The organism is Siminovitchia sp. FSL H7-0308, from assembly GCF_037980985.1.
GTDB classification, from domain to species: domain Bacteria; phylum Bacillota; class Bacilli; order Bacillales; family Bacillaceae_C; genus Siminovitchia; species Siminovitchia thermophila.
On the sequence record NZ_CP150282.1, the window covers coordinates 3,096,049 to 3,113,052 of the forward strand.

At 42.2% G+C, this 17,004-nt stretch carries 11 protein-coding genes; 7 read left to right on the plus strand and 4 right to left on the minus strand.

Going from position 1 to position 17,004, the window contains the following annotated elements:
• Window positions 1–5: 5 nt before the first annotated feature.
• The 3 genes from MHB50_RS14740 to MHB50_RS14750 all read right to left on the minus strand — a co-directional run bounded on the left by MHB50_RS14740 (window position 6) and on the right by MHB50_RS14750 (window position 2,394).
• Window positions 6–704, minus strand: a complete 699-nt coding sequence (locus MHB50_RS14740) for an amino acid ABC transporter permease (RefSeq protein ID WP_139345696.1) — start codon at window positions 702–704, stop codon at window positions 6–8.
• A 77-nt stretch (window positions 705–781) separates the two neighbouring features.
• Complete coding sequence (locus MHB50_RS14745; RefSeq protein ID WP_340084043.1) at window positions 782–1,630, minus strand: transporter substrate-binding domain-containing protein; 849 nt, start codon at window positions 1,628–1,630, stop codon at window positions 782–784.
• An 11-nt stretch (window positions 1,631–1,641) separates the two neighbouring features.
• Window positions 1,642–2,394 (minus strand): amino acid ABC transporter ATP-binding protein, encoded by a 753-nt coding sequence (locus MHB50_RS14750; RefSeq protein ID WP_077113193.1) that lies wholly within the window; start codon window positions 2,392–2,394, stop codon window positions 1,642–1,644.
• Between the two features lie 187 nt (window positions 2,395–2,581).
• Here MHB50_RS14750 and MHB50_RS14755 point away from each other — a divergent pair, with 187 nt between their 5' ends.
• Entirely contained in the window at window positions 2,582–3,739 is a 1,158-nt protein-coding gene (locus MHB50_RS14755; protein WP_340084044.1) for an acyl-CoA dehydrogenase family protein, read from the plus strand.
• A 1,041-nt stretch (window positions 3,740–4,780) separates the two neighbouring features.
• On the opposite strand, the gene MHB50_RS14760 is transcribed toward MHB50_RS14755, so the two are convergent.
• On the minus strand, window positions 4,781–6,187 hold the full coding sequence (locus tag MHB50_RS14760) for a sigma 54-interacting transcriptional regulator (protein WP_340085347.1): 1,407 nt from the start codon (window positions 6,185–6,187) through the stop codon (window positions 4,781–4,783).
• Between the two features lie 321 nt (window positions 6,188–6,508).
• Between MHB50_RS14760 and MHB50_RS14765 the strand changes: the two genes are divergently transcribed.
• From MHB50_RS14765 to MHB50_RS14790, 6 genes are all read left to right on the plus strand, one after another.
• Complete coding sequence (locus MHB50_RS14765) at window positions 6,509–7,765, plus strand: M20 family metallo-hydrolase (protein ID WP_340084046.1); 1,257 nt, start codon at window positions 6,509–6,511, stop codon at window positions 7,763–7,765.
• Between the two features lie 31 nt (window positions 7,766–7,796).
• A complete protein-coding gene (locus MHB50_RS14770; RefSeq protein WP_340084048.1) occupies window positions 7,797–9,401 on the plus strand; it encodes an amidohydrolase in 1,605 nt (534 codons plus the stop codon).
• Window positions 9,402–9,430: 29 nt separating this feature from the next.
• Window positions 9,431–10,873: a sodium:solute symporter family protein gene (locus MHB50_RS14775; RefSeq protein WP_340084049.1), complete on the plus strand. Its 1,443-nt coding sequence runs from the start codon at window positions 9,431–9,433 to the stop codon at window positions 10,871–10,873.
• A 1,334-nt stretch (window positions 10,874–12,207) separates the two neighbouring features.
• A complete protein-coding gene (locus tag MHB50_RS14780) occupies window positions 12,208–13,839 on the plus strand; it encodes an amidohydrolase (protein ID WP_340084050.1) in 1,632 nt (543 codons plus the stop codon).
• Window positions 13,840–13,913: 74 nt separating this feature from the next.
• On the plus strand, window positions 13,914–15,269 hold the full coding sequence (locus tag MHB50_RS14785) for an amino acid permease (RefSeq protein WP_340084051.1): 1,356 nt from the start codon (window positions 13,914–13,916) through the stop codon (window positions 15,267–15,269).
• A gap of 248 nt (window positions 15,270–15,517) precedes the next feature.
• A complete protein-coding gene (locus MHB50_RS14790) occupies window positions 15,518–16,843 on the plus strand; it encodes an aspartate aminotransferase family protein (RefSeq protein WP_339164500.1) in 1,326 nt (441 codons plus the stop codon).
• The last annotated feature ends 161 nt before the right edge of the window (window positions 16,844–17,004 follow it).

Here is a 17,004-nt window from a genome sequence, read left to right on the forward strand (position 1 = left end):
TACCTTTATTCAGATAAGCTAACCCGCCCTTTTTTAAACAGTTTTTCCATAAAACCAATCACGCTTTCAATCAAGATGCACGTTCCCCAATACACGAGGGAAATGACGACATAGATTTGAAACATTCCCATGCCATGGTTGTTTCCCAATATGATGCGCACTTGCCCCATAATATCGATAATGCCAATCGTAAAAGCGAGTGACGTATCTTTCAGGAGCTCGATGATGTTATTTCCGAGGTTCGGCAACGAAATGACAAACGCCTGCGGCAAAACAATCCTTGTTAAAGCCTGGGAATAGCTCATTCCGACACTGTAAGCAGCTTCCAATTGGTCCTCTCCGACAGCAAGATACGCGGACCTGAAAACTTCCGACAAGTAAGCGGCCGTATGAAAAGAAAAGGCCATCACAAGAAAGACAAGCCGGTCCCAACTATTAATATCGATATGGAAAGCAAGCAGTAATTGCGGCAGGCCAAAATAGACGAGAAAAAGCTGTACGAGCAGCGGCGTGCACCTTGTAAAAGATAAATAAAAGGTAGCCAACTGATACAACATCGGCTTTTTCTGAATACGGATGACCGCGATTACCAACCCGAGAATGATGGAAAAAAACAAAGAAAGGCCGAGCATCAGGAGTGTGAGCGGCAATTTCTCCAATACTTTGACAAATAAATCAAGCCAACCTGCAAACCCCGAATTCATATTCATTCACCACCTGAAAGACGCTATGATCATGAAAGTCCGCGCCGGGCGGCACCGGGCGGCCCAACACGGAAACATTATTGTTCAAAATGAAATCCTTCTTCATTAATGTAATCAAGATCTTTAAAGAAATCTACGCCAAACCATTTTTCGGCCAGCTTGGACAATACGCCGTCTTCCCGCAATTCAACCGTGGCTTCATCTATCTTTTTGGCAAGCTCTGTATGGTCCTTATGGTATACCGTCCATATCGGTTCTTTTGATATAATGCCGGCCACTTTCAAGTCAAGATCCAGCTCTTTTTGAATTTCATTGAACGTTGTGACGTTCATAAACATCGCGTCGGCCTTGCCTTTATCAACAAGTTTGAGATTTTCCGCATTGGAAGGAGCATCCATGCTTTCAATCGTTAATGGACGGTCCTTATGTTGTTCGTTATAAGCGTTTAAAATAGTGCGAAGACCTCCGCTTGGAGACATCGGCGGGAATTTTTTCCCCACCATATCATCCAATGTTTTAATATCATCTCGATCTTTTTTTGTAACGAGCGCTGTCAATGAATAGCCAAATTCATGCTCCGGATACAGAAACTTTTCTCCCCTTTCCGGATTTTTAAAGAACCAGTTAATGGCAAAGTCATATTTTCCCGTATCAACGCCAACCAAATTGGATTCTTCCTCTCCCCACACATATTCAAAGGTATATTCCGGAAGCTTTTTTTCTATTTCTTTCATATAATCCATGTCATATCCAATCGGATTGTTATTTTCATCGGCATACAGAAACGGAGGATTCACTTCATCACTAATCGCTACCTTCACCACTTGTTTACCATCTTTTTTTTCTGAATCTGCTGAACTTTGCGAGCAGCCCCCCATAAAAGCAAAGAGCGTGAATAAAGCGGCTCCCAGTAAAACTTTCTTCATTCCCTTTCCCCCTAGATTGCGTAATCTTCTTCTCTGACTAATCTCTTTAAAAATTGCTTTGTCCGATCATGTTTTGGGCGAACAAGAATTTCCTCCGGCACGCCTTCTTCGACGATCTGGCCTTCGTCCATAAAAACGACACGGGTCGCCACCTCGCGAGCAAATTCTATTTCATGGGTCACAACAACCATGGTAATCCCATCACGCGCAATTTTTTTAATGATGGACAGAACTTCCCCAACCATTTCCGGGTCAAGCGCAGATGTTGGTTCATCAAATAAAATAACGGACGGATTGAGGGCCAATGCCCTTGCTATACCAACGCGCTGCTGCTGCCCGCCGGAAAGCCGCGACGGGTATTCATCCATTTTTTCTGCAAGGCCCACCTGCTCAAGCAACGAGATCCCAATCTCCCTTGCTTCCTGTTTGGATACTTTTTTGGCCACAATCAGACCTTCTGTTACATTTTCCAAAACGGTCTTATTTTTAAACAGATTGTAATGTTGAAAAACCATCGCTGTTTTTCTTCTCAGCGCCAATATATCCCGTTTGGAAGGATGATTTCCCTTCACTGTAAAACCGTCTATGGTAACTGTGCCTTCATCCGGGCGCTCCAAGTAATTCATACATCTTAATAACGTTGTCTTTCCGGAACCGCTCGGGCCGATGATGACCAGCACATCCCCCTTTTGGACTTTCAAGTCCACCCCTTTTAATACTTCATTCTTTTTGTAGCGTTTGGTGATATTTTCCAGTTCAATCATAACCATCCCCGCACTTTTCGAATAGTATATAAAAGACGTTAACATAATTATTCTTACCTGTAAAGTAAGGATTAACCTGAATGCCTTGACGCTCCTAGTAAACTCAGATATATTTAAGCCTATAAAACAAATAGGAATTCTTTATTTATCATATATATGACATATAAAAATCCGGGGTGAGTATAACTTGAAACAAATATTTATCAAAACCGATACGCAAAAGAAATGGCTGCAAACATTAAACGAAGCAGGTACAGAATTTAGCACTCGTTCAGCCGATACCGATGAACAGAGTAAATTTCCAAAAGAAAATATCGATGTGCTAGTGAATCTTGGCTATACAAGCTTGCCACTTCCGCAAACATATGGAGGAAAAGGCATCGGCATTTATGACATGGTGCTATTCCAAGAAACAATCGCAAGGAGCGATGCCGCAACAGGACTTTCGATTGGTTGGCATATGGGCGTAACAGGTGAGCTTTATGAAAAAAAATTATGGGATGATAGCAAATTGGCATTTTTTGCCGAAGAAGTGCTGAATGGCGCTCTCGTTAACAGGGCTGTCAGCGAAGCCCAAACAGGCAGTCCGACAAGAGGCGGCCGGCCCGGTACAACAGCCGTGAAAAAAGGGGGAAAATGGGAGATATCAGGACGAAAAACATTTACGACCATGTCCCCGGCTTTAACTTATTTTCTCACTTCTGCGTGGATTGAGGAAAAACAAGCCATCGGGTTTTTCCTCCTTCATAAAGAATCGGAAGGTTTATCCATTGAGGAAACATGGGACGTGATCTCTATGAGAGGGACGGAAAGCCATGATTTAGTGCTCGATCGTGTCACCGTAGATGACTCCATGTTGATGGAAATCAACGAGGGGCCAAGGGGAAACAAAGTGAACGGATGGATTTTGCACATCCCGGCCTGCTATCTTGGCATTGCGCAGGCTGCCCGCGACTTCGCCCTCCGTTTCGCGCTGAAGTATTCCCCGAACAGTATTGAGGGAACGATCAGTGAACTTCCCAATGTGCAGCGCCTGCTTGGGGAGATGGACTTGGAGCTAACCAGATGCCGGCACTTTATATACAACGTGGCGGAAGCATATGATGATGAAGCGCGGAGACCATACATGACAAACGAACTTGGCGCAGTCAAATATACCATTACGAATTCGGCTATTGACATTGTTGATAAAGCGATGCGTATCGTCGGCGCCAAGAGCCTCCAGCGCCAGAACCCATTGCAGCGCTACTACCGCGATGTCAGGGCCGGTTTGCATAACCCGCCGATGGATGATGTCACCATACTAAAACTGGCGCAAACAGCCATCCAAAAAGGAGCGAATTGAAAGAGAGCGTCTCAACCTGCTCTTCAAGTCGATAAAAATATCCCGAAAAACCAGAGGTAAGTGAAGAGTATTTTCTAATACCGAGAGTAAATATAAAAAATGGAAAGTAACTTCCGAAAGGCCAGAGTAAATCGGAATAAGAGATAGCATTTTCCAAAAAGCGAGAGTAATCCTAAATAAGTGATAGTATTTTCCAAAAAGCGAGAGTAATCCTAAATAAGTGATAGTATTTCCATAGCAACGAGAGGGAATCTAAATAGTGGAGAGTATTTTCCAAAATTCAAGAGGAAATCGGAATAAGGAAGAGCATTTTCATTGCGACGAGAGGGAATCTAAATAGTAGAGAGTATTTTCCAAAAAGCGGATAGTAAATGAAAAAAGTCGCCGGGGATCTCAAAAAAGACGAGCATTCCCAAAGGGTGAACGGACTTGCCGTGATGAAACTATCAAAGGTTTCTCAACAGCCTGGAAGCGGCCGAATCCGCTCACTTTTTAAATGAAAACCAATCATTTCTTTCAACAAGGAAATGCTCAGAAACTCTTCTATTTCGTGATAAAGCAATATACTACGCAGATGTTCCAGAACCTATTCGTTATAAAACAAATTGAAGCGATTTCCGCCATGGCCATGGAAGAAGGGTTTTGTGGCAATATGAAAAAGAGAGCGGCTGAATCCGCTCTCTTTTCCTCACTTTTTCTTCTCTTCTGTCTTCGTTTTTTTCGAGCCTTTGCAGTTACCGCATAGTTTGCAGCCTGATTTTGCGAGACACATCTTCTTTTTCCTCCCCAAAGAATAAATGTCCGTTGAATCAGAAAACCGGCATAAAAAAACCAGCCGTCATTTACAATGAAATGTAAATGAACGACTGGGTTATTCTGCGTGACTCCTGCGGTCTTCCCGCTGGTTGACAGATTTGGCAGTCTTCTCATTAACGATAAGAATGAAAGGCGTACTATTTTGCCGAACCTAGTAAAAGGAAGTTTCACCAGAAAGCAAATTTTGTACGTCTACCTTTATTGTACAGGCTTTCAAACATGGTGTCAATTGTCTCTTTGCAGCTTGATGTTATATTTCTTCAGCCTTCTCATTAAAAGTGATTGTGTAATGCCCAATTGTTCCGCCGTTTTTCGGGTCGTTTTAAATTTTGCATAAGCCTTGCCGATGATATCTTTTTCCACTGATTCCAGTATATCTGTCAACGAATCCCCTTTCCCATAATGGGCGAGATGGAAAGAAGGTTCTTCCTCCTTTTTCATATGGAGCGGTAAATCTTCCAATTGAATGTAGTCGCCTGAACTGATAATGACCAGGCGTTCCATTAAATTTTCCAATTCACGAATATTCCCCGGCCATTCGTATGTTTGTAAGTTCGCAACTGCCTCGGAAGTCAGTCGGCATGACCGCTTATGCTTTTTATTGTACTTATCCAGATGAAATTGCAATAACCCCGCAATATCCTCCTCCCTCTCCCGAAGTGAAGGCACACGTATTGGTAAAACATTCAACCTGTAAAACAAATCTGAACGAAAGTTGCCTTTCTTTACTTCTTCCACTAATTCAAGATTGGTGGCAGCAATAATTCTTACATTTGCGGAATGATATGCTGTTGCGCCTACCGGAAGAAATTTCTTCTCTTGCAAAAATTGCAAAAGCTTTGCTTGAAGGTGGATGGGAAGTTCGCCAATTTCATCAAAAAAAAGCGTTCCTTTATCAGCCAGCTTGATCAGGCCTGCTTTTCCCCCTTTATTCGCTCCGGTAAAAGCCCCCTTCGCATAGCCAAACAACTCTGACTCTATTAGAGATTCCGGTATCGCCCCGCAATTTATTTCAATAAACGGTTCGCTTTCCCGTTCACTTAATTCATGAATTCGCCTGGCAATTACATTTTTTCCAACACCTGTTTCGCCACTCAGCAGAACCGTCGAATCTGTGGGGGCAATTTTGTCAACGGTATTCAACATAGCTTGATAAATCGGACTGTGACTAATAAAAAAATGCGAACCCGCTAAGTTTTTCTCGTAATGTATTTTCGCAATTTCCTGGCTGTACCTTTTTAACAATGCCTGTGTTTCTTCCAGTTCGTTAGTAGTATGGACAATTTCCGTAATGTCCTTCGTCTGAGCGATGATACAATCTATTTTACCGTCTTCATCTGTAATGGGATACCCGGTGACAATGAATCTGAGGTCTTTGCCCTCAGATGTTTGTACCGTGCTTACTAATGCTTGCTTTTCAATAACCATTTTTGTGACTGATGGCTTAAATATACCTAGTTCTTCCAGTAAGTAAACACTTTTCCCGATAAAAAACGACTTCGGTTTGTTTGAGAAATTTGCACACGCTGTATTCAGCCATAATACGTGACCTTCTCCATCAGAAATCAAAACTCCGTCAGAGAATGCATTCAGAATTTTTGTGAAATATGGATGTTTCAAAAGCTCTTGCACTTTATTCAATCCATTCACCCTCTCCATCTGTCATTAGAGTAAAAATAACAGCTCATTTTGATTTGAAAACGATTCAAAAGAGAAATTTACCGTTGTTTTTTAAGAAATAGTTGAGTCGATATCGACTCAAATCTGCATTTCTTGAGTCGCTTTTGAACAACAATTGTAAACGCAATCATCGTAATCTGTCAAAACGGGGGCGTTTTTGCTCCCATAACCAAAAAATCTTGGCACAATTATTGCTCTTAGTAAAACCCATAGAACGTGCCAATGAAACAGTATTTCATAAAATATAAAGGTGATAAGGAGGTTGGCGAAGTCATGAAACGAGATTTACAGATTCATATGGACCGCCTCATGAGAACAATTGACAAAAGTGCCGATATCGGCAAACTCCCCTGCGGGGGAATACGCCGGCTCGCGCTGACGAATGAGGATAAGAACATGCGGGATTTATATATACGCTGGTTGAAGAACATTGATTTGGAAGTTCGTGTCGATGATTTTGGCAATATTTATGGCAGGAGGGAAGGAAAAAATCCCAATGCCGCTCCGGTGTTGATTGGTTCCCATCTTGATACACAGCCCGAAGGCGGAAGATACGACGGAATACTCGGTGTGCTAGCTGGACTGGAAGTTTTAACCGTATTGAATGAAAGCGGTATACAAACAGACAGACCGATTGAACTCATCAATTTTACAAATGAAGAGGGAGCCAGATTTGAACCGCCAATTTTAGGTGCCGGTGGACTATCGGGACATTTCGATCACCAATTTGTTTACTCTCGTACAGACCGGGAAGGGAAAACCTTTTTAGATGAATTAAAACGGATCGGCTATCACGGTTCAAAAAGAAACCGCATTCAAAACGCTTATTGCTATTTGGAGCTCCATATTGAGCAAGGTCCCGTATTGGAACATAAAAATGTGGATATCGGCATCGTGACCGGCATTCAAGGAATGAATTGGCTGGAAGTGAAAATCACCGGGCAATCCGATCACGCAGGACCAACGCCGATGAACATGCGGAAGGATGCCCTGTACGCGGCTTCCAAGATGATACAAATGATTAAACAAACAGCCGTAAACTTTCATCATGAAGCTACGGCTACAGTAGGCAGGCTTTCTATTAAGCCAAACTCGATCAATTGTGTGCCCGGGGAGGTCACTTTCTCTGTCGATATCCGCCATTCGCATGACACCATCAAAGAACAATTGACCCAATTATTAATAGAAAAAATCAGCGTTTGTGCTGCCGCTGAAAAAGTTTCAGTTCAAATCGATAAAATTTGGGAAAGTTCCGCGACCCGCTTTTCCGAAAGTTTGATTAACATCATTGCCGAAAATGCCGACAAGCTTGGTTATAGCAACCAAAAAATGATCAGCGGAGCCGGGCATGACGCAAAATATATCAATCGAATAACCCCAACAGCCATGATATTTGTTCCAAGTGCTGATGGAAAAAGCCACTGCCAAGAAGAGTTTACCACGCCGCAAGAGATTGAAAAAGGTGCCAACTTGCTTTTGAAGACAGTCTATCAGTTGGAAAATCATCATACTAACGCTTCCTTCCTGTAAGAAAGCGCCACATCAAGAGGAGGTATATGAAATGTTCGCAGATGTAATCTTTTATAACGCCAACATTTACACGATGGATGAAGTCCGCCCTAACGCAACTAAAGTGGCAGTCAAGAACGGAAAAATGATTGCTTTTGACGAGAATACAAACCAGATGAAAGGTCCTTCCACAAAACTAGTAAATGTAAATGGAAAAACGGTCTTACCAGGATTTATCGAAAGTCATGCACATCCGTTACAGTACGCGGCAAAATTGCTGCAACTTGACTTGAGAGCAGAAGTAACACCCGACATTGAAAGCATTCTTCATGCAGTAAGGGAAAAAGCAAAAGTAACGCCAAAAGGAGAATGGATCCTTGGGACGGGATGGGACGACAGCAAAATAAAGGAAAAACGCTTTCCTACAATGGACGAGCTAAGTGAAGCCGCGCCAGATCATCCCGTATTCCTAAAAAGGACTTGTTCACATAATGCTGTGGCCAATAGATTTGCTTTTAAGGCGAGCGGCCTGCCTGATCTTCCTAAAGATCCTGAAGGAGGTCATTTCCATATTGATCCTAAAACCGGCAAACCAAGCGGTCTCATACAAGAAAACGCCATGCACGAGTTTTCTGTCCCTCTATTTTCTATTGAACAATTAAAAGACGCGATGATGCAGGCACAGAAACAATTTTTCCAGTGGGGAATTACGACTGTGCATGAAATGGCCGTCACTAAAAACGACATGATCGTGTACCAACAGCTTCAAAAAGAAGAAAGTTTCCGTTTGAAAGCCCGCCTTTGGCTCTGGGCAATTGATTTAATGGGCTGGACCGGTGTCCAAGATGAGGCTCTGAAACTTGGAATTGAAAGCCATTTAGGAAATGACCGCCTGAATATTCAAGGCTTAAAGTACATGCTCGATGGAAGTGTCGGCGGCAAAACAGCAGCATTGAACAGGCCTTATGAGAATGATGACAATAACAACGGCATTCTATACATGCAGCAAGACCATTTAAACAAGCTCGTATCCCAATCTATTAAAAACAATTTGCGTGTATCCATCCATGGGATTGGTGAGCGGGCAATCGAAATGGCTCTGAAGGCTATTTCAAATGCGGCCACCCCCGAAGAAAACAAGAGAATGCGCAACAGAATCGAGCATTGTACCTTACCGACAGAAGAACATTTAAAGCAAATAGCGCAATATGGAATCATTGCCGCTTCTTCCATTGGATTTATATACTCGATTGGAGACAGCTATTTGGCAAACCTTGGAAAGCAGCGGGCAGAAAAAGTATTTCCGCATGCTTCCTTTAAGAAATATGGAATTATGTCCCCGGGAAATTCAGATTTACCGGTATGTGACGGCAATCCGCTGCTTGGCGTCTATTCTGCCGTCGTCCGCAAGACGATTGGCGGTCAACAACTTGGAACAGCAGAAGCCATTTCAGTGGAAGACGCGATAAAAGCTTACACCATTGACGCCGCCTTTTCAGGCTTTGATGAAAACATAATCGGTTCACTTTCCATTGGAAAATATGCGGATTTCATCGTATTGAACCAAGACCCATTTAAAACGGATCCGGAATCACTCAAAGACATGAAAGTAACTCAAACAATTGTTGAAGGAGAAATCGTCTTTAGCGACACTTAAAAATATCCCTGAAATGAGGAGAAATCAATATGTATCATTCGCAAGAACAAATGATTTTGGGTGGACTTGTCATTGTCTATTTCCTGTTTCTATTTGGAGTCTCTCTCTATATAAATCAAAAAAGCATCAAAACATATGATGATTATAACGTAGCCGGAAGATCTGTCTCCATTTTCCCATTAATCCTGACGTTCGTCGGCACCGCTGTCGGCGGGTCCACTTTGCTCGGCTATATGGAAAATGGGTACAGGTTTGGCATGGGTCAGCATTGGCTAAACTTCGGCACCCTTTTTGCGGGTATCATTTTAATGTTTTTCTTTGTTAAAAAAATTCGCCAATATGGAGAAAAATACAATATGGTTACGATTGCCGATTTTACAACGTTGCGCTTCGGTGAAGGGGCCCGCTTTCCAACAGTCATCAGTATTTTAATTGCTTATAGTGCCATAACCGGCATGCAATTTGTTGCCATTGCGACTATTTTGAATTTGACCATCGGACTTAGCATCACAACAGGAATTATCATTAGCTGGATTATGCTGACGCTCAAAACGTACTTTGGCGGGATGAAATCCGTTATTTGGCAAGATGCCTTTCACGGAACGATTCAGACGATTGGTATTTTCACCTTGTTTGTTGCTGTTATTATTGCATCTGGCGGCTGGGGTAATATGACAGAAAACGCCCTGGCAATGAATGAAAGAGCCAATTTGAGCGTCTTCAATATTTCGGCCACGCAAGTTTTCGTCTATTTATTAACGATTGGCGCCTATCAATTTGTCAGACAGGATCTATGGCAACGATTTTGGGCCGCAAAAGATTTGAAAACGACCACACGCGGCTACTGGATTTCCATCGTAGTGGCATTTTTAACAGGATTTTTCGTGATTACGATTGGAGTAGCAGGCAAGTACGGCTTACAGATGGGAGACATTAATCCGACATTGAGCTACTATGAAATCATCGGGAATGTTTTCAATTTTCCAATGATTATTGTGATGATCATTGCTTTATTGGCTACCGTTATTTCAACAGCGGACTCGTTTTTCATGGCAGGGGCTTCATCTATTGTCAATGATATTATTAAGCCGCGTCTAAAGCTTCAAGAAGATAGGAAGCTTCTGGCATACAGTCGTTTATCAGTCATGTTTGTCTCCATATTTTCTTTGCTGCTCGCATTATATATTCCGCAACTCGTTAATTTGTGGGTAACGGGAACAGCGATGTTAGTTTCATCCCTGCTGGCACCAGTCATTTTCGGGCTATTTTGGAAAGGGGCTACGAAAGCGGGCGGCACATGGGCAATGTGGATCGGGCTCTTTATTGCGGTAGGTTGGCAAATGGCAGGACATCCATTCGGCATTCATCCCGTTTTTATTGGATTGCCGGTGTCAACCATTTTGGTAGTCGTTATTTCATTACTGACCAAATCCAACAACTCAAATGTCCATTATGAAGAAAAAGTCGTTTAATATTATAAATGTTTCATGTACCTTTCCATCAAAGATGGAAGTGTACAGGAAACACAAAGGGACCGGGACATAACTAAATCAGCTGTTAAAAAACGAACAATAAAGTGAAACTTCATTCAGTAGGTCTTCTACTGAATGTTAGTTGAACCAATCGGGCATTTAGGTGCCGTTTGCTCACACTTAGACCTTTTGTATTCACACAAGATTTTGAAGTGGGAGGCTTACGGCACCTTACATGCCGGATAAAGTGAAACTTCATTCAGTAGGTCTCCTACTGAATGGTAGTTGAACCAATCGGGCATTTAGGTGCTATTTTCTCACACTTAGACCTTTTGTATTCACCCAAGATTTTGAAGTGGGAGCCTTACGGCACCTTACATGCCGGATAAAGTGAAACTTCATTCAGTAGGTCTCCTACTGAATGTTAGTTGAACCAATCGGGCATTTAGGTGCCGTTTGCTCACACTTAGACCTTTTGTATTCACCCAAGATTTTGAAGTGGGAGGCTTACGGCACCTTACATGCCGGATAAATTGTCCCAGTGTATAATACGCAAGCTTTTAGCGTAGTCAAAATATGTTGACGTAGAGATGATAGGGATTTTTTTGCTATTTAATATTTGCTTGTGTCTCAACCCCTTTAATTTGATCAAAAACACAAATCCCCGTTTTCCGATTTGCCGGACACATAAGTGTACACTTGCGATTCGGATTTTGTCTGGAACGGAAGAGTACCAGTTTATGCTGATGCTGGCTGGAACATTGTATCATGGGGCTATCATTGAAAAGTTCATGATGCCCTTTTATGGATGAAAAATGATATATATTAAGCAAATCTTTTAGCCGCCTTTCCAACGTGAACAATCTTCCATAAATATGTTGGACCGAGGAAATACATCCATTCTAATAGGCTTCCTTGCCATTCATGACCTCAAGCCGTTTGTAATAGACCTCATAAACAAGACCATGCCTCAAAGCTCATGTCGCGAAATTTTCCTCGCTTCGCAAACATCGGCATTTTCTGGACTCCGAAGCTTGATGCGCCAATCAGCGACTCCCTCATTTAATCAATGCAAATATGAATAGGTTATGTAAAATCGCATTCTTATATTATTCAAAGATCAATTTTATGAATTATAGCATAAAGGATTGCTTCAACCTCCTACTATAGCCGGACAACTGTTTTTTTTTGCGTGATCGCAAGACCTTTTGGTTGGGAAATAGGTATAAGAATAGACATGATTTAAGTACATTTATAGTTGGCATAATAATTGCATCATAATTATATGTAAATCCCAACCACTATAAACATATTAATACTTGGGAGGAGAAAAAATGAAAGCGGATCTGATCATACAAAGTAAAGCCGTTTTTACGGGCTTAAAAGAACATCCTGAACATCTGGCTGTCGCCATAAAGGATAATAAAATCCTTGCTGTATGTAAACCTCTGGAAGCAAACAAATACATGAGTGATGAAACGCGCCTGATTGATGCCGGGGAAAAGCTCGTTTCGCCAGGTTTTTTTGATTCACACATTCATATTATGGCCGGGAGTCTCTTTAACTACTATGCCGTTCCTTTAAATGATACGTTATCTGCCAAAGATGCTGCCGAAAAAGTGAAAGCGTATGCAGATGAACATCCTGACAGCTCGTGGATTATTGGAACCGGATGGGATTATACCGCATGGGGGGACAAGCATTTTCCCGATCGGCACATCCTTGACCAGTATATTTCTGACCGGCCTGTTTTTCTGATTCATGCAGAAGGGCATTATGGCTGGGTCAATACGAAAGCGCTTGATATCGCTAACATAAAGCCGGACACGGCCAACCCGGATTATGGAATCATTCATAAAGATGGGGATGGTCATCCAACAGGCATTTTAATTGAATCCGCGATGTCACTCGTTGGCGAATATGCCTATAACTTTTCTGATGAACAGAAAAGAAAAATGGTACAGCTTTTCTTGGACCACGCCGCAAGCTTTGGTGTGACCGCAGTGAACGACCTTTATTTGTCCCGGGCCCATGAACAGTTGGAAGGGTACGCCACTTTTAAAGAATTTGATGAAAACGATTTATTAACTGTCAGAATCCATCTATATCCACCGCTAAATGGTGATTGGGAACAAGCAAATGAATTCCGGAAAACATTCACTTCACCAAAGCTGAAAATGTCCGGTTTAAAGCAATTCATTGACGGGGTTGTGACCGGCTATACCGCTTACATGCTTGATGTGTATAAAGATAAGCCGGAAACAAGAGGTGAAATCGGCTTTTCCGAAGAACAGCTTCAAGAATGGGTCACAGCCGCCGATAAGGAAGGTTATCAAATTAAATTTCACACAATCGGAGATGGCGCTGTCCGGCTTGGCCTCGATCTATACGAAAATGCTCAAAAAGAAAATGGCAAGCGGGACTCACGCCACACCCTTGAACATATTGAGGTCATTGCCCCGGAAGATATACCAAGATTTAAACAATTAGGCGTGCTTCCTTCGGTCCAGCCTTACCATATGGCCTTAATGCCGAGAGAAAGCCATACAGAAAGGGTTTCAAAGGAAAAGTTCCCTTATATTTATCCGAACGCCCTCTTCTTCAAGGAAGGACATGTCATGCCTTACAGTAGCGACTATCCGATTGTACCGCTAAATCCGATGCTGGGACTTTATCATGCAGTAACACGCAAAGATTATTCACTGGAAGATACTTGGAATGAACAGGAAAAAATTACATTGGCACAAGCTTTAAGAGCCTATACTTACGGATCTGCTTACAGCGTGTTCCGGGAACACGAAATGGGCACATTAGAAAAAGGAAAGCTTGCAGATATAGTTATTCTCGACAGGAACTTGTTTCATGTTCCGGAAAAAGAAATCCTCGATGCTAAAGTTGAAATGACAATGGTTGATGGAAAAGTAGTTTATGAAAAAAATACAAAAAAGCTTGTGAATCATCCATAAGATGCTTCCTTGTTTGAAGCCCCTTTATACAACATTTTATTCGTAACCGCTCACAAGCCAAAAGGAGGATTTGTATGCAACAAAACCAAATGAAGCGCTCCCTTACCCTTATCCCGGTTGTACTTTTCGGATTTTCATTTATGGCACTGGCGACTGTTTTCAGCACGTATGGAATAGCTGCGGAATTGTCGAACGGCATGGTATCGGGATCCTATTTATTGGCGCTCATTGTCATGCTTTTTACCGCCTATAGTTATGGTCAAATGGCGAAAGTCGTGCCATCGGCCGGCTCAGCTTACACCTACACGCAAAAGTCGATCAGCCCACACGTCGGCTTCATGGTCGGCTGGGCCGTGCTAATGGATTATTTATTCATCCCGATGGTCAACTATTTGCTGTTTGGCATCTTTTTCTCAGCGGCTTTTCCGGCCATCCCAAGCTATATTTGGATCCTGGGGATGCTTCTGCTCGTTACGCTCATCAATGCCAGAGGAATCAGGCTGGCCACCATGGCCAATGCAATGATTACGATATTTTCTCTGTTGTTTATCTTCATATTTATCGGCTTTTCCGTAAAAGAAATTGTTGGCGGAGCGGGTACGGGCACCCTTTTAAACGTGAAGCCATTTTTCAACCCGGATGAATCTTTCTCTTATATTGTTGCCGGTGCAGCCCTATTATGTTTTTCATTCCTGGGCTTTGATTCGGCAACGGCGTTTGCGGAGGAAACCGTCAATCCGAAAAAGACGATTCCCCGCGCTGTCATGTTGATCACCCTTGTAGGCGGAGCCGTTTTCATGACGGTATCTTATTTTGCATACAATGTATGGCCGGACCACACGACATTTACAGACCCGGATTCAGCATCTCATGAGATCATCACTTTTGTTGGCGGCAAATTAATGGCCACCTTATTTCTGGCCGTTTATGCGGTAACGGTTTTTGGATCGGCAATGTCTTCCCAGGCAAGTGCCTCTCGCGTGCTATTTGCCATGGGACGTGACGGACAACTTCCGAGTTTTTTTGGCAAGCTTCATCCCAAATTTAAAACACCTATCAATAATATTTTATTAATCAGCGCCATCTCCCTTCTTTCTTTAGTGTTGAGCTTGACCTTGGTGGCGTCTTTCATCAACTTTGGAGCGTTTATAGCCTTTATCTCCGTCAATATCGCGGTTATTTCTTATTACTTTATTAAAAAGAAAGAACGGTCCTTCAAAGGAACCATTCTTTACTTGATCCTTCCGGGTATTGGGGCCGTGCTTGATATATGGTTATTATTGAATTTGGACATCCACTCAAAGGTGTTGGGAAGCATCTGGTTTGCTCTCGGTTTTATTTATCTGCTCTTTTTAACAAAAGGGTTTAAACAAAAGCCGCCTGAGCTTCATTTAAGTTTGGAAAACGATTCACAAGATAGAACAGCGTAACTGTAGAAACATGAATATGGGTCGAAGCCGGGACTAATGATGGCCGGCTCCACTCCATTCCCTAAATTGGATCCAAAAATTACTTTTTTTTAACAAGAGGCAAATCAAATACTCCTTACACAAAATCTTGGAAAAAGGAAGTCAACCCCTTTCTTTTCTAAAATTAATCATATATAATCTATAGTTGTGAAGATTAATTACATAATGCCACTGGATACAGCGACATTTGGAAAAAAGGAGCGATATCAATGAGCAACAACGAAGCGTTACGACAAGAATTGGTTGAATTGGATAAAAAATATTTTATTCATCCCACTTCTTCACTTCAAGATCAACAAGAAAAAGGCCCTTCCATTATTTTCGATAAAGCAGAAGGCGTTCATGTTTATGATCTGAATGGAAAAAAATACATTGAAGGAATGGCGTCTCTTTGGAATGTTAATATTGGCTATGGACGGAAAGAATTGGCTGAAGTTGCCAAAGAGCAAATGGAAAAATGCGCTTATGTCTCTAGCTTTACCGGCTTTAGTAATGAGCCAGCCATTCGCCTTGCTGCTAAAGTAGCTGAAATGACACCTGGAGATCTCAATGGTGTTTTCTTTACGTCCGGTGGTTCTGAATCAAACGATTCGGCATATAAACTCGTACGTCATTATTGGAAAGTAAAAGGCAAACCAGAAAAAACAAAAATCATCGCTCGCAGAAGAGCGTATCATGGAGTAGCTTCCGGTTCTACAAGTGCAACAGGTATCGAATCTTTCCATGAATTTACTACTTCTCTTGCACCAGGATTTATTCACATCGATCCGGATGATCCAGAAGATTTCAGAAGAGCTATTCAAGAAGAAGGCGCAGATACCATTGCTGCATTTTTAACCGAGCCTATCCAAGGTGCCGGAGGCGTTAACTTCCCGAAAGAAGGATACCTCCAAGAAATTCGCAAAATCTGTGACGAGCATGACATCCTGTTCATTGCTGACGAAGTCATTAACGGATTCGGACGTACAGGAAAAATGTTTGCATGCGAACATTTCGGCATCGTTCCAGATGTACTCCTGTTAGCAAAAGGTATCTCAAGCGGATATATCCAATTGGGTGCAGTTGTTGTACGTGAGCATATCCATCAAGACTTAATTAAATACTCCAAAGGGGTATTGATGCACGGATTCACTTACAGCGGACATCCAACAGCTTGTGCCGTCGGCTTGAAAAACATCGAAATCTTGGAGTCTGAAAACATGGTTGAAAACTCCAGAGTCATGGGAGAGCTTTTAGGCAGCAAGCTAAAAGAACTTCAAAACGAAACAGACATCGTTGGTGAAGTTCGCTATCTCGGATTGATCGGCGCTATAGAAATCGTCAAAAACCAAGAAACAGGTGAACGCTTCGAAGAAAAACTTTCTGGAAAAGTTGTCGCAGAAGCAAGAGAGCGTGGACTCATCTTGAGAAATGTTACTTACTGGGAAAAAGACACAATCGTTTACTCCCCTCCACTTTGCATGACTGAACAAGACGTAAACGACTTTGTCAGCATCCTGAAAGAATCGATTCTTCACATTCAAAAGTCTTTATAATAATAAATACCGAATCCCGCAGAAGATACATTTCTGCGGGGTTTTTTGAAGTGTTTAACCGCTATTTAAATGTCATTGCCCAGCCCAATCAAATAGCAGGAGTCGGCGATTGTGACACGGTCTTTTTTCCTTGAAAGCTCGTCCTTCTTGAATATGCTGAT